At 68.9% G+C, this 14,650-nt stretch carries 12 protein-coding genes; 6 read left to right on the plus strand and 6 right to left on the minus strand.

Annotation, left to right across the window (positions count from 1 at the left end):
• Nucleotides 1-79 precede the first annotated feature (79 nt).
• Nucleotides 80-1,657 (plus strand): DHA2 family efflux MFS transporter permease subunit, encoded by a 1,578-nt coding sequence (locus CFK39_RS01375; RefSeq protein WP_089063961.1) that lies wholly within the window; start codon nucleotides 80-82, stop codon nucleotides 1,655-1,657.
• A 15-nt stretch (nucleotides 1,658-1,672) separates the two neighbouring features.
• Here the strand turns inward: CFK39_RS01375 and CFK39_RS01380 are convergent, their stop codons facing one another.
• Nucleotides 1,673-3,202: a polysaccharide pyruvyl transferase family protein gene (locus CFK39_RS01380; protein ID WP_089063962.1), complete on the minus strand. Its 1,530-nt coding sequence runs from the start codon at nucleotides 3,200-3,202 to the stop codon at nucleotides 1,673-1,675.
• Between the two features lie 175 nt (nucleotides 3,203-3,377).
• On the opposite strand from CFK39_RS01380, the gene CFK39_RS16390 reads away from it, so the two are divergent.
• Entirely contained in the window at nucleotides 3,378-3,704 is a 327-nt protein-coding gene (locus CFK39_RS16390) for an MDR/zinc-dependent alcohol dehydrogenase-like family protein (RefSeq protein WP_172805630.1), read from the plus strand.
• A 2-nt stretch (nucleotides 3,705-3,706) separates the two neighbouring features.
• Entirely contained in the window at nucleotides 3,707-4,372 is a 666-nt protein-coding gene (locus tag CFK39_RS01385) for an MDR family NADP-dependent oxidoreductase (protein ID WP_172805631.1), read from the plus strand.
• 306 nt (nucleotides 4,373-4,678) lie between these two features.
• Here CFK39_RS01385 and CFK39_RS16465 read toward each other — a convergent pair whose 3' ends face one another.
• Complete coding sequence (locus CFK39_RS16465; protein ID WP_245822793.1) at nucleotides 4,679-5,776, minus strand: TM2 domain-containing protein; 1,098 nt, start codon at nucleotides 5,774-5,776, stop codon at nucleotides 4,679-4,681.
• 417 nt (nucleotides 5,777-6,193) lie between these two features.
• On the opposite strand from CFK39_RS16465, the gene recQ reads away from it, so the two are divergent.
• From recQ to CFK39_RS01405, 3 genes are read left to right on the plus strand one after another with little or no spacing between them, the layout of a single operon-like run.
• On the plus strand, nucleotides 6,194-8,077 hold the full coding sequence (recQ, locus tag CFK39_RS01395) for a DNA helicase RecQ (RefSeq protein ID WP_089063964.1): 1,884 nt from the start codon (nucleotides 6,194-6,196) through the stop codon (nucleotides 8,075-8,077).
• Nucleotides 8,074-8,271: a hypothetical protein gene (locus tag CFK39_RS01400; protein ID WP_089063965.1), complete on the plus strand. Its 198-nt coding sequence runs from the start codon at nucleotides 8,074-8,076 to the stop codon at nucleotides 8,269-8,271. The genes recQ and CFK39_RS01400 overlap by 4 nt, the downstream gene beginning before the upstream one ends.
• Before the next feature lie 49 nt (nucleotides 8,272-8,320).
• A complete protein-coding gene (locus tag CFK39_RS01405) occupies nucleotides 8,321-8,989 on the plus strand; it encodes a (deoxy)nucleoside triphosphate pyrophosphohydrolase (protein WP_245822795.1) in 669 nt (222 codons plus the stop codon).
• A gap of 20 nt (nucleotides 8,990-9,009) precedes the next feature.
• Here CFK39_RS01405 and CFK39_RS01410 read toward each other — a convergent pair whose 3' ends face one another.
• The 4 genes from CFK39_RS01410 to CFK39_RS01425 all read right to left on the minus strand — a co-directional run bounded on the left by CFK39_RS01410 (nucleotide 9,010) and on the right by CFK39_RS01425 (nucleotide 14,476).
• On the minus strand, nucleotides 9,010-10,704 hold the full coding sequence (locus tag CFK39_RS01410; RefSeq protein WP_089063966.1) for an ABC transporter ATP-binding protein: 1,695 nt from the start codon (nucleotides 10,702-10,704) through the stop codon (nucleotides 9,010-9,012).
• A complete protein-coding gene (locus CFK39_RS01415; protein ID WP_089063967.1) occupies nucleotides 10,701-11,744 on the minus strand; it encodes an ABC transporter permease in 1,044 nt (347 codons plus the stop codon). Before CFK39_RS01415 ends, CFK39_RS01410 begins: the two co-directional genes overlap by 4 nt.
• A 1-nt stretch (nucleotide 11,745) precedes the next feature.
• Nucleotides 11,746-12,747, minus strand: a complete 1,002-nt coding sequence (locus tag CFK39_RS01420) for an ABC transporter permease (protein WP_157697201.1) — start codon at nucleotides 12,745-12,747, stop codon at nucleotides 11,746-11,748.
• 79 nt (nucleotides 12,748-12,826) lie between these two features.
• Nucleotides 12,827-14,476, minus strand: coding sequence for an ABC transporter substrate-binding protein (locus CFK39_RS01425; protein ID WP_089063968.1), 1,650 nt, complete (start codon nucleotides 14,474-14,476; stop codon nucleotides 12,827-12,829).
• Between the last annotated feature and the right edge of the window lie 174 nt (nucleotides 14,477-14,650).

Raw genomic sequence — 14,650 nt, forward strand, 5'->3', positions numbered from 1 at the left:
TGTCGCTGTCTCTCGGCGCGTAATCTTGCTGGGCCGCTCCCGCAGGAGCCGTGCCCGCCCGCACCGAAGGATCCGCCTCATGTCCCCCACCGATCGCCCCTCCCCATCTGCCGCGGCAGGAGCCGATCATGACCCGCGCCTGGGACGGCCCTGGCCGGCGCTGTGGTCGATCGTGCTGGGATTCTTCATGATCCTGGTGGACACCACCATCGTCACCGTCGCGATCCCCCGCATGCAGGAGGACCTGGACACGGACCTGCCGTCTCTGCTGTGGGTGACCAGTGCCTATCTGCTCGCCTATGCCGTGCCGCTGCTGATCACCGGCCGCCTGGGCGACCGCTTCGGGATGAAGTCGATGTACATGGCGGGGCTGGCGGTGTTCACGGCCTCGAGCCTGTGGTGCGGGCTGTCCGGGAGCGTGGAGATGCTGATCCTGGCACGAGTGGTGCAGGGGCTCGGCGCCGGGATGATGACCCCGCAGACGATGTCCATGATCACCCGGATGTTCGCCCCTGCCGATCGTGGACAGGCCCTGGCCCTGTGGGGCGCGACCGCCGGGGTCGCCACGCTGGTGGGGCCGATCGCGGGCGGCCTGCTGGTGGACGGGCCCGGCTGGGAGTGGATCTTCTTCGTCAACGTGCCCGTCGGCGTGATCGGCCTGCTGCTGGCCGGACGGAACGTACCCCGCTTCGCGCGCCGCGTGCACTCCTTCGACTGGCTCGGTGTGGTGCTCTCCGCGGTCGGGCTGTTCCTGCTGGTCTTCGGCATCCAGGAGGGAACCTCCTACGACTGGGGCAGGATCACCGACTCCCTCACGATAGGCCCGCTCGAAACCCATGTGCCGGTCAGCGTGCCCGGGCTGATCATCGCCGGGGCCGTGATCATGGCGGCGTTCGTCGCCTGGCAGGCGCTGAACCGTCGGGAACCGCTGGTGCCGCTGGGCCTGTTCCGTGACCGGAACTTCTCGGTCGCGAACATCGCGATCGCGATGATGGGTGCCATCGTGCTCACGCTGTCCTTCCCGATCACCCTGTTCTTCCAGCGGGTGCTGGGGATGTCCCCCACCGAGGCGGCGCTGATGACCGCGCCGATGGCGGTGGTCTCCCTCGTCCTCGCGCCGGTGGTGGGCAAGAACATGACCCGCTACGACCCGCGGTGGATGGCCGTGGGCGGTTTCGCCTCGCTCGCCGCCGGGCTCGCGTGGCTCGCCGTCCTGATGCGGCCCGACGCCTCAGTGGCACTGCTGCTGGTGCCGTTCGTGCTGGTGGGCCTCGGCAATGCACTGATCTGGGGACCGCTGTCGCTGACGGCCACCCGCAACCTGGCACCGTCCCAGGCCGGCGCCGGTTCGGGCGTGTACAACGAGACCCGGCAGATCGGCTCCGTGCTGGGTTCGGCGGGCATCGCGACGGTGATGAACGACCGCATCGGCGTGCGGATCACGGAAGCGTTCCAGGACGCCCCCGCCGCGGCCGGGTTCGGCGGTGAGCGTTCCCTGCCCACCGACGGAGACCTGCCCGCGTTCCTGCACGCGCCCTTCGCCGCCGCCATGGCCGACGCGATGCTGTTGCCGGTGGCTCTGTCGCTGGTGGGCGTGCTCGCCGCGCTCTTCATCGGCCGTCCGGTGGACTCCGGGGCGTGGGCCGAGGACGCCTGAGGGGCGGGATCCCGGTCAGCGCTCTCGTCGCAGGCGGGAGACAGTATCGGTGATGCGTGTCGGCAGCCGCACGGCTCGTCGGGAGCGGTCGTCCGCCTCGACCACCTGGCGGGTGACGGTGCGCAGTCGCTTCTCCATCGATTTGCGTCGCTTCTCGGCCGTCGCGGCGCGCTCCTCCGCTGCATCCGCCCTCTGCAGCGCCTCCTCGAGACGCTTCTCCACGTCCTCGATCCGCTGGCTGAGCCCGGTGAGCTGTTCCCGGGTCCGCTTCTGCCGTGCGGCGCCCTCCCGCCGGGTCGCGGACTGGGTCTGCTTGCGGCGGACCTCCCGGTCCTGGAGCACGGCATGACGGTGCGTCGTCTCCGGCGACTCCCCGATCCAGGTGGGCCGGACTGCGGGCGGGAAGGACACCTCCTGAATCCTCTGCTCGTACTCGCGACGGGCCGACTCCTGGCCCGGGTCGTAGATGTGCTCGAAGCCGTTCTCGTGCAGGAAGCTGCTCAGGGTGTCGAAGCGTTCGGCATGGCCGCGGTTGAACTCCGTGAAGTCGGCTCGGGCGTACAGCTCCTCGACAGTCCCCGGAACCTCGTCGCGCCCCCACGTCAGGTACGGGATGCCGTGATAGCGCGCCAGCTCCAGGGTCCGGGAGTCGTGCGCCAGCATGACGCTGGGTGTTCCCGCGAGCACGGCAGCGATGTTTCCGTGCGCTCGGGCTCCGAAGGAGAAATCCATCTGTGAGAGACGGTCGATCCACGGATAGGCATCGATGAACATCTCGGCCCGCGCCGCCGTGAACTGGGAATGCGACCGCTCCAGCGGCAGGCGCGGATCCGCGGTCTCGTAGGGAGAGGTCGCCCAGAGCATCAGTTCCAGGGTGCCGTGCTCCTGTGGGACGTAGGTGGCCCGGTAGTGCTGCTCCGCATCCGCGATGAGGTCCCCGCCGAAGGGGTCCTTCGTCTCCATGTTGTAGGCCACCTGGGCCCCGGCCTCGAGCGCCTCGGGCATCTCGACCCGATGGCCGGGGCCATGGAGGGTCAGGGACGGGCAGCCAACGACGAGCACGTCCTTGAATCCCAGGGAATGCAGGTAGTCCGCGGTCATCTCGCCTCGCACGGTCAATGCACTGGAGCCATTCAGGACCGCCCGGGCGAACCGCTTGACCGTCGGCTCCATCGCCTTCAGCTCCGACGGGTCGCCGTCCAGAGGCAGCTGCGCCCCACCGGAGAGCATCACGAAGGGGATCGTGAGCCGCTCGAGGAAGTCCGCCGTGCGTCGCAGCTGATCCTCGAAATTCGGGCGGAAGGCATTGGCCAGCGGCAGGATGAACCCGTCGTACTCGGCGTTCACCTCGGCGGCATAGGCGCCGTTGATGCGGTAGTGGTTGGGCTCGACGACCGTGTCTCGGGTCGAGAACAGTTTGTGGGCGGCAGCCCCGTAGATCAGGTTCCCGCTGTTCGTGCCGAGCAGGTTGTGATCGAGCGTATGGAAGGCATCGGCGACCTCGAACGGCGATTTGCCGAGCCTCATCAGATACCGCTTGGTCATGGAGTCCCCACTCTGGAACGGAACCGGGCTCTGCCACGGCGGACCACGATCGGGTCCCAGGATCAAGGCTACTGGTCGAACCGCCGGAGTCGGGCTGCGGCACGGGACAGTCGCCGGCACTGGCCGGTCCGCCGACCGCCCGCATCGATCGCGGCCCCGACGGTACGATCACGTGATGATCTGTCGCGAAGTGCAGTTGACAGCCGTGCCGGACGGAGCCGTCCGCGCGGAGGATTTCGGAGTGTTCGAGAAGGAGGTGGGGCCCCTCCGCGACGGGCAGGTTCTCGTGGAACTGCGACGACTCGGTCTGAACGCGGGTCTCGCCCACCGTCTCGGCGGTGAAGGCACCGCCTACGGGCCGGGCATCGGCGTGGGTGACGTCCCCTCCAGCGACGCCGTGGTCGAGGTGCTCAAGTCTGCGGTCGAGGGTCTCTCCCCGGGGATCTCGCCGTCGCCAAGGTGCCGTGGTGCACGGCAGCTGTCCTCGAGGCGGACGAGCTGAGGATGATCGATGGTCAGACGCAGGATGTGGACCTCGAGGCGTATCTGACAGTCCTGGGCCACGTCGGCTTCACCGCCTACACCGGCCTGGTCCACATCGGCGAGGTCCGACCGGACGACATCGTCTACGTGTCCGGAGCGGCCGGCGGCGTGGGCAGCTGCGTCGTGCAGTTCGGGAAGGCGCGGGGAGCGACCGTTATCGGCGTCGCGGGCTCCTCGGACAAGGTCGCGCTCCTCACGGACGTGCTCGGCGCCGACCGGGCCGTCAACCGTCACGACGGGCCCGCGGTGGACCTGCTGCGCGATGCCGCGCCCGAAGGCATCGACCTGTACTACGACAACGTCGGCGGGGAACAGCTCGAGGCAGCGCTCGAGGTCCTGAGGTTCGGCGGCCGTGCGGTGATCTGCGGTGCGGTCGCAGCCGGTTCCGGCGGACCGGCCAACTACCGCAGGATGATCTACCAGGAGCTCACCATGCGCGGGTTAACGGTCACCGCGCACGAGGATCTGCGGGCACAGTTCGAGTCCGAGGTCGGCCGCTGGGTGCGGGAGGGCGCGGTGCGCAGCCTGCACACCGTCTTCGACGGCATCGATAGGGTTCCCGAGGCCTTCGCCTCGCTCCTGGCCGGTGGCAGCTCCGGCCGGGTGATCGTCGCGATCAACGGGTGATCGACCGCCAGCCGGGGCGAACGGCGTCCCCGCCCCGGGAACGCATCTCAGCTGAACCGCGAGATCATGCATGGGACGGACGCGGTCCAGACCTGCGGTTGTGATCGAGCGTATGGAAGGCATCGGCGACCTCGAACGGCGATTCGCCGAGACTCATCAGGTAGCGCTTGGTCATGGAATCCCTACTCCGGAATGTCGCTGTGCAGTGCACGGCGGGCCGCACCCGGGCGCTGTCCCCGGGGCTGCCGGTCGCACCGCGGGCTGCGACCTCGAGTCGCAGCCCGCCGGCATCCGGTCATCCGGGGATCATTCGATCTTCTGCAGAGCTGAGAAGGTCGCGATGTAGTCCGGGGAGTCGATCGACATCACCTCGGTGAGGTTCGAGGCGTAGTAGCAGGCGTCATTGCCCTCGCTGCCGGTCTTGAGCGTCCCGGAGAACTTCACCATGTCCCCGGGAGCGAGCTCGAGCGCGGAGTCGTAGAGCGGATCGCCCTGCTCGATGAGCGTGTTGTCGCTGATGTCCGAGAAGGCGTTGTTCCAAGTGCCGATCTCGATGTCATCCTCGATCGAGACGACCACCACGGCCTTGCCCTCGCCGTTCGCGTCGACCGTCTTCACGGTGCCGATCCAGTCCTGCACGATGCCGTCGGGCACCGTCTCGCACATGGTCTCGCTACGCACATTCAGGACGTTGGCGCGCTGCAGGTCGGTTTCGGCGTCCTCGGCGTCCGTGCGTCCTTGGTCAACCGCATCTGCCATGGCCTGCTGCGCCGCCGGGAAGTCGGCGGCTGGCGCCTCCTCGACAGCCGGAGCCTCTTCAGCGGGCTTCTCCTCCGGTGCATCCTCGGCAGGAGCGTCCTCGACCGGCGCCTCGTCTGCGGACTCCTCCTCCACAGGCTCTGCCACGGCCTCGTCGACGACCTCGTCCTCGATCTCGGCCGGGGCGGCGGAGACCACCTCATCGGGCTCGGGAGCGGCCACTTCGCCCCCGCTGGTCGCGGCATTGACGCTGCTGAAGATCATGCCGAGGACCAGGACGATCGGGGTGACGATCCAGGCGATCTTCTTGCTCTTGTCGTAGCCGGCCAGCTGCTGTCCGGTGCTGTCGCGGCCACCGGTGAAGATGATGATCAGCAGATCGATCAATGCCCAGACCCCGGCTCCACCGCAGGTGACGAGCTTCAGGATGCCCAGACCGATGAATCCGCGATAGAAGCGGTCGATGCCCAGGAAACCGAGGAACAGTGCCAGCAGCCAGGCCACGACGAAGTCCTTCGGGGGCTTCTGGGCCGGGGCGTACTGGCCGGGACCACCCTGGTACGCACCGGGACCGGACTGCTGCTGCGGCTGCCATCCGCCGGGCTGCTGCGGCTGCTGCGCGCCGTAGCCGGGGCCCTGTGGCACGGGTGGGAAGGGCGAGCCCTGTCCCGGGTTCTGCGGACCGACGCCCGGTTGCTGGGGGATGCGCCGTACGGCGGAGGGACGGACGAAGACATGGATGCTCCTTGGGTGATCAGGCAGACGAACTCCGCCTGAGAAAGGGATGAGGGCCCAGCCGGTCGGTCCTCCAATGAGGCGCCGCCCCTGCGAACGGGCTGACTGAATCATCAACAACGGGTCCGACAGACGAACTCGGGGTCAGCGAGTTCCGAGGAGGTCTCCACGAACGAGACGAGGATCTTCACACCGGAACCTCTGGCATCGGGGGCCTGCGCGGTTTCGGCAGACGTCCGGCACGGCTGCGCCTCCGGCAGCTCCCGTCATCCACAGCCGTTACGCCCCGCTCGCGGCCCGTCGGCTCGCCCGCCTACAGTGGTCTTCATGAGCACCCCGCCTGCCGCCGACCCGATCTCCGCGCTCCGCGAGGGCGATGCCGGGCAGGCCGAACGGGCCCTCGAGATCCTCTCGACGGTCTTCGGCTATGACGCCTTCCGCGGTGATCAGGCCGAGATCATCCAGCAGGTCGCCTCCGGCGGCGACGCGGTGGTGCTGATGCCCACCGGCGGCGGCAAGTCGCTGTGCTATCAGATCCCCTCCCTGCTGCGCGCCGGCACGGGGATCGTGGTCTCCCCGCTGATCGCGCTGATGGCGGACCAGGTCGCTGCGCTCGAGGGCGTCGGCATCCGCGCCGCTTACCTCAATTCCACCCTGGACCTCGACCAGGCCCGCGCTGTCGAGCAGCAGCTGCTGGCCGGGGAGCTGGACCTGCTGTACATGGCACCGGAGCGGTTGGTCCTCCCCCGCACCCAGGAGCTTCTGGGTCGCGTCCGGCTGGCGCTGTTCGCGATCGATGAGGCGCACTGCGTCTCCCAGTGGGGCCATGACTTCCGCCCCGACTACCTGGGCCTCTCGGTGCTCGCCGAGCGCTTCCCGGAGGTGCCGCGGATCGCGCTGACCGCGACCGCCACCGAGACGACCCACCGCGAGCTCACCGAGCGCCTGCAGATGCAGGAGGCGAAGCACTTCGTCTCCAGCTTCGACCGCCCCAACATCCAGTACCGGATCGAGCCCAAGGCCACCCCGCGCGAGCAGCTGCTGAAGCTGATCACCAGCGAGCACGAGGGAGAATCCGGGATCGTCTACTGCCTCTCGCGCAAGAGCGTCGAGCAGACGGCCGAGGCGCTCGTGGCGCGTGGGATCCCCGCCCTGCCCTACCACGCGGGTCTGGACGCAGGCGTGCGTCAGGACCATCAGGAGCGGTTCCTGCGTGCCGATGGTCTGATCATCGTGGCGACCATCGCCTTCGGGATGGGGATCGACAAGCCCGACGTCCGCTTCGTCGCCCATCTGGACCTGCCCAAGTCCATCGAGGGCTATTACCAGGAGACCGGTCGCGCGGGGCGCGACGGGCAGCCCTCGACCGCCTGGATGGCCTACGGCCTGGGAGACGTGGTCAGCCAACGGAAGTTCATCGACACCGGTGAGGGCTCCGAGCTGTTCAAGCGCAATGCCCACTCCCACCTCGACGCGATGCTCGCCCTGTGCGAGACGGTCTCCTGCCGGCGCGTGCAGCTGCTTCGCTACTTCGGTCAGGACAGCCAGCCGTGCGGCAACTGCGACACCTGCCTGTCCCCGCCGCAGACCTGGGACGCCACCGTCGCGGCGCAGAAGCTGCTCTCGGCGCTGATCCGTCTGGACCGCGAAAGGGGCCAGAAGTTCGGCTCCGGGCAGGTGATCGAAGTGCTGCTGGGCCGGCAGAACCAGCGCTCCACCCAGTCCCGCCACGACGAGCTGAGCGTCTGGGGAATCGGGGAGGAGCTCAGCGAGAAGGAGTGGCGCACCGTGGTCCGGCAGCTGCTGGCCCGCGGCATCATCGAGGCCGAGGGCGACTACGGCGTGCTCGTGCCGGGTCCGCAGGCCGGTCCCGTGCTGCGCAGCGAGACGACCGTCGAGCTGGCCGTGGATCGCACCCCGCAGCGGGCGTCGCGCGGAGGCGGCCGACGGGCCGCAGGTGCCTCCCGTGCCGCCGAGAGCCTCGAGCCCGCGCAGCGGGAGCGCTTCGAGGCCCTGCGCACCTGGCGCACCTCGGTCGCCACGGAGAAGCAGATTCCGCCGTATATGGTCTTCTCCGACGCCACCCTGGTGGGGATCGTGGAAGCCGCTCCGGTCTCGGTCGCCGCGCTCGGAGCGGTCAGCGGTGTCGGAGCGAAGAAGCTCGCCGAATACGGTGAAGCCGTGCTCGAGACGCTGCCGGAGTCGGCGTGACCTCGCCGGAGTCGCCGACGCCGGAACCCGGATCCCACGAGCGCTTCACCCCACCACCGGCGGAGCCGGTCTCGCAGGCCGAGGCCCGCTCGAACTTCTTCCTCGCCGCAGTCCTGAGCGGAGCCGGGTGCCTGCTGGTGCTGCTGGTCGTCCTGGCTCTGATGCTCCTCTGCACAGCGGGCATGCCGCGGTGACGGGCGGTGGGGGCGCTCACGTGTCCCACCCCTGCGAGAGACTGGCGCCATGACCATCCACTGGGTGCGCGGCACCTGTCCCCGCTGCGGCAGTGACCAGGTGCTGCACCATGTGATCGGCATGCCGGTGCTCGAGGCCTACGAATCCTCACCGCCGTGGGTGCTCTGGGAAGGCTGCACGGGCCTCGGGCCGGAACGGGAGTGCGCGGAGTGCGGGCACGCCTGGCAGCCGGCGGATGTCGGCTTCGCCGAGGAGCCGGAGGCCTGGTACGACGCTCGGAACGACGAGGAGCACCCGGATGATCCCGCGCCCCTGCGCGTGGTCGGTGCGGTGATCGTGCGCGGGGAACAGATCCTCGTCGCTCGGCGCGCGGCGGGCAGGAGCGCCGCGGGGCTCTGGGAGTTCCCCGGCGGGAAGGTGGAACCGGAGGAATCCCCGCAGCAGGCGCTGGCCCGCGAGCTGCGGGAGGAGCTGGGCGCCGAGGTGGAGATCGGCTGGCTGATCGGCCGCGGGGAGGGCACCGCCGGTGATCGTGCCCTCCACCTGGACTGCTACTGGACGCGCCTGCTCGGCGCGGAGCCCGCCGGCAGCACCGATCACGACCGGTTGGAGTGGGTGGCCCGTACGGATCTGCGGGGCCGCGACTGGGCCGGCCCCGACGTACCGATCGTGGAGACGATCCTCGACGGGGCCGTGCCGCGCTTCCGTGCGCGCTGATCCTCCACCCGCTCGCTCGCTCACCCGGGCGTTCCGCGACCCCATTCCGCCTGGAACACCGCTCGCCGCTTCTCCTGCTCGATCGGATCCGGGACCGGGAGGGAGGCGATGAGCTTGCGCGTGTACTCGTGCGTGGGTCGCTGCAGCACGTCCGGGCCGTGGCCGTCCTCGACCAGGTCGCCGCGGAACAGCACACCGATGCGGTGGGCGAGGGAATCGACCACGGCGAGGTCGTGGCTGATGAACAGTGCTGCGAAGCCCAGGCGAGACTGCAGCTCGCGGAAGAGATCCAGCACGGTCGCCTGCACCGAGACGTCCAGGGCGCTGGTGGGCTCGTCGGCGATCAGCAGCTCGGGCTCGAGCACCAGGGCACGGGCCAGGGAGATGCGCTGACGCTGCCCGCCGGAGAGCTCGTGCGGGTACCGCCCGGCATATCTGCCGGGCAGCTCGACCGCCTCCAGCAGGGAGCGCACCTGCGCCTCCCGCTCGGCGGCGGTCAGCCGCTGCTCGTGCACGATCAGCGGCTCGGCGATGCACTGCTCGATGGTCAGATGCGGATTGAAGGAGGTCGCCGGGTCCTGGAACACGAAGCCGATCCGGCGGCGCAGCGGCTTGAAGGCCTTCTCCCTCATCCCGTTCATCTGGTGGCCCAGCACGCTCAGGCTGCCACCGGTGGTGCGCTCCAGGCCCGCGATCGCGCGGCCGATGGTGGTCTTGCCGGAGCCCGACTCGCCCACCAGCCCGTACACTTCGCCGGCGCGGATCTCGAAGTCCACGCCCTTGACCGCGCGGAATGCGGGCTTGCCCATCCGGCCCGGGTACTCGATGACGAGGTCCTTCGCCACCACCACCGGCTCCGCCTCCTCGAGCACGGCCTGCTGGGAGGGCTCCAGCGCATCCCAGGCGGAGTTCCGGCCCAGGTGCGGCACGGCGGCGAGCAGCTTCTTCGTGTACTCCTCACGCGGGCTCGCGAACAGCTCCCGCACCCCGGCCCGTTCGATGATCTGCCCGTGGTACATCACCGCGACGGAGTCCGCGAGGTCGGCGACCACACCCATGTTGTGGGTGATCACGATGATCGAGGTGCCGTGGCGTTCCCGGATCTCCCGCAGCAGTCCGAGGATCTCGGCCTGCACCGTGACGTCCAGCGCCGTGGTGGGCTCATCGGCGACGATCAGCTCGGCGCCCAGCGCGAGTGCCATCGCGATCATGATGCGCTGCTTCTGCCCACCGGAGAACTCGTGGGGGTAGCGGTCGATGCGCTCGGCGGCATCGGGGATCCCCACCGACTCCAGCGCCTCGACCGCCTCCGCACGGATCTCCTTCTTGGTGATCTTCGGCCGATGGGCGCGCAGGCCCTCCCCGAGCTGCCACCAGATGGGGAAGACCGGGTTCAGGGCGCTGGACGGCTCCTGGAAGATCATCGAGACGTCCTCGCCCCGCAGGGCTCGCAGCTGCGCCCCGGACAGTCCCACCAGGTCGGTGCCGGAGACGATCACCGCCCCGGAGGCCTCCGCCGTCTCCGGCAGGAGCCCCAGCACGGACCGGGCGGTGACGGACTTCCCCGAGCCGGACTCGCCCACGATCGCGAGGATCTCTCCCGGGGCGACCTCGAGGGTCACCCCATCGACCGCGTGGACGTCTCCGCCGTCGGTCGCGAAGCGGACGTCGAGGTCCTGGATGGACAGGCGCGGGGCGCTCTGCGTGTCGGTCATGCCGTCACCTCCTGCTGCGGGTTCTTCCGTCGGCCGCGGCGCGAGCGACGGGTGCGCAGACGCGGATCGTTCAGATCGTTGATCGACTCGCCCACCAGGGTCACCCCGAGCACGGCCAGGGCGATCGCGAGGCCCGGGAACATGCCGGTCCACCAGATCCCGCTGGTCGCATCGGCCATCGCCCGGTTGAGGTCGTATCCCCACTCGGCGGCGCTGGTCGGCTCGATGCCGAAGCCCAGGAACCCCAGCGCCGCCAGGGTGAGGATCGACTCGGAGGCATTGAGGGTGAAGATCAGCGGCAGGGTGCGGGTGGCGTTGCGCAGCAGGTGGGTGCCCATGATGCGGCGGTGCCCCGTGCCCACCACCTTCGCGGCCTCCACGAAGGGCTCGGCCTTCAGCCGCACCACCTCCGCGCGGATCACCCGGAAGTACTGCGGGATGAACACCACGGTGATCGAGATCGCGGCGGCGGCGATCCCGCCCCAGGCGTTGGACTGGCCACCGGAGATCACGATCGACATCACGATCGCCAGCAGCAGCGCGGGGAAGGCATAGACGGCGTCGGCCACCATCACCAGCAAGCGGTCCAGCCAGCCGCCCACATAGCCGGACAGCAGCCCGAGCGCGACACCCAGGAACAGGGAGGCGGCGACCGCGCAGGCCATCACCGCGACCGCGGTGCGGGTCCCCCAGATCACCCGGGAGAGCACGTCGAAGCCGGTCACGGTGGTGCCCATCGGATGAGCGGCCGATGGCGGCTGCTGGGTGCCGAAGCGGGTGCCGTCCGCCGACGTCTCCGCGAAGCCATAGGGCGCCAGCAGCGGCGCGAAGAGGGCGGAGATCAGCAGGATGCCGACCAGCACCACGCCGGTGATCAGCATGCCGCGCTGCAGTCCGACACTGCTGCGCAGGTGACTGATGATCGGCAGCCGCAGATACCAGGGGGTGCTGCGGCGAGCGGCCACGGCACTGCCCTCGGCAGCTAGATCGTTGGCGCCGGGATCGCCTTCGCCGACGGGTTCGGGGTTCGAGAGGGTCATCTCAATACCTCACTCTCGGGTCGATGAGCGCGGCGATCACGTCGACGACGAAGTTCGAGACCGCGACGATCACCGCGAGCATCATGACGATGCCCTGCACAGCGACATAGTCACGGGCCTTCATGTACTCGGCGAGCATGTATCCCAGCCCGTTCCACTCGAAGGTGGTCTCGGTCAGCACGGCGCCGCCGAGCATCAGCGCGATCTGCATGCCCATCACGGTGATGATCGGGATCAATGCGGGACGCAGCGCGTGCCGGGTGGTCAGCCTGGTCTCGGCCACGCCCCGGGAGCGGGCCGATTCGATGTACTGCATATCCTGCGTACCGATCATGTTCGTGCGCACCAGGCGCAGGAAGATGCCGCCGGTGAGGATGCCCAGCGCCACGGCCGGCAGGATCGCGTGCCGGGTCACGTCGCCCAGCAGCTCCATGTCCCCCAGCCGCAGCGCGTCCAGCAGGTAGAAGGGTGTGGGGTTCAGGATCTTGCTCATGGAGATCTGCCCACCGGTGGACAGCCGTCCGGCCACCGGCAGCCAGCCCAGGCCCACGGAGAACACGAGCTTGAGCAGCAGGCCCACGAAGAACACCGGGGTGGCGTAGCCGAGGATCGCGACGATGCGCAGCACCGCATCGGGCCAGCGGTCCCGGGTGCGGGCCGCGACCATGCCCAGCGGAACGCCCAGCAGCAGCGCCACGATCAGCGAGTACACGACCAGCTCGAAGGTCGCCCCACCGTAGGTGGTCAGCACCTCGGAGACCGGGGTGTTGTCGGAGTAGGTGGTGCCGAAGTCTCCTTGCAGCACCCCTGCGAGATAGTCGAAGTACTGCACGATCAGCGGCCGGTCGTAGCCGGCCGCGGCGCGCCGCTCGGCGAGCTGATCGGGGGTGAGCCGGCCGCCGAGGGCCGCGGTGAGCGGATCGCCGGTGATCCTCATCAGGAAGAACACCATCGTCATCAGGATGAAGATGGTGGGGATGATGAGCAGGAAGCGCACCAGGATGTATCGGCCGAGGCCGCCCCCCGACGCCCGCTTGCGCGAGCGTCGGGGGCGTCCTGGACCTCGGTCTCGAGGGTGGAGCTCACTTCGCGAGCGGCGAGAGGCGGAACTTGAACGAGGAGTCCAGGGTCACGCCCTCGACCTCCGCGGTGGAGATCGCGATCTGCGCGCCCTGCAGCAGCGGCAGGGTGGAGATCTCCTCGGCGACGAGATCCTGGATCTGGACGAACAGAGCCTCGCGCTCATCCGGGTCCTGGGTGCCGCGCTGCTGGGAGATCAGCTCGTCGACCTTCGGGTCCGAATAGTGGTTGCCCAGGAAGTTCTCGGTCGCGAAGAACGGGGAGAGGTAGTTGTCCGCATCCGAGTAGTCCGGGAACCAGCCCAGCTGGTACGCCGGATAGACGTCGTTGACCCGGTCCTTGGAGTACTGGACCCACTCGGTGGACTGGAGATCGACCGTGAACAGCTCGTCGGCCTCGAGCTGGTTCTTCACCGCGGCGTACTCGTCTCCGGAGGAGTTTCCGTAGTGGTCCGGGTTGTACTGCAGGCTGAGCTTCACCGGGATCTCGACGCCGGCGTCCTCCAGCCGCGTCCGGGCGCGGTCGGGGTCGGGACCGCCGGAGCCGTCGCCGTACAGGTCCTGGAACTGAGTGCCGGAGCCCGGCAGGCCCTCGGGGATGTACGAGTACAGCGGCGTGTAGGTGCCGTTGTAGACGGTCTCCGAGATCGCTTCCCGGTCCAGCAGGTCTGCCACGGCCTGGCGCACGGCCTTCGCCTTGGCGGAATCCGGATCCTCGGTCTTGTCCCCGTAGGGGTTGGTGTTGAAGTTGAACACGATGTATCGGATCTCGCCGCCGGGGCCGTTGTGCACGGTGACCGCGTCATCGGTCTCGAGGTCAGCGATGTCGGTGGCGGACAGGGAGCGCCACACGCAGTCGATGTTGCCCTCCTGGATGTCCAGCTTCATGTTGTTCTGGTCGGCGTAGTAGGACATCACCACCGAGGAGGTCGACGGCTTCCCGTACAGGCCCTGATAGTTGTCGAAGGCCTCGTAGGTGACCAGCTCGTTGATCTTCCAGCTCGAGATCGTGTACGGGCCGCAGAAGGCCTCGGCGGCGACGATCTCGTTGTCCGGCAGCACCGCGTCGGCGGGGAACACGTCGGCGTCGACGATCGGGCCCACCGGGCTGGTCAGGACGTACGGGAAGGTCTGGTCGTTGGGCTCCTTGAGATGGAACTCGACGGTGAGGTCGTCGACGATCTCGATGGTGTCGAGGTTGCCCAGCAGGCTGGAGGGGCCGGAGGGATCATCGATGGTACGGGTGCGGTCGAAGGTGTGCTTGACGTCCTCGCTGGTCAGCTCGTTGCCGTTGGCGAAGGTCAGTCCCTCCTTGAGCTTCACGGTGTAGACGGTGTCGCTGGTGAACTCGGCGCTCTCGGCGAGATCCGGCTCGGGGCGGCCGTCCTCGGAGCCGAGGGCGACCGACAGCAGATAGCCGTAGCACTGCGTCCACACGGTCGAGGAGCCGTTGTCGTAGGCGGCCGCCGGGTCCAGCGCGGTGACCTTGTCGGTGGTGCCGACGGTCAGGGTCCCGCCTCCGCCACCGCCGTCGGAACCGCCGGAGCCGCCCTCGTCGTCGCTGGTCTTGGCGCAGGCGGACAGCAGCACGGGAACGCCCGCCATCGACAGGAGCACGGCGCGGCGTCGGGGAGTGAAAGCGGCATCGAACATGGGGCCCTCCTGGGGATGAGGACGACGCCGCGGGGTCACGACGTCGTGGACCGGTGCGCCCCATGTGACGGGGCACACCCATGGTGCCCTGCAACCTAACAGCCCGGGTGCCCGTGGGCCGCCCGCCGGAGCGCCATGTCGGGCGCCGTGACCGAACCGTGATCCCCTGGCAGC

The organism is Brachybacterium avium (assembly GCF_002216795.1).
Lineage (GTDB): Bacteria > Actinomycetota > Actinomycetes > Actinomycetales > Dermabacteraceae > Brachybacterium > Brachybacterium avium.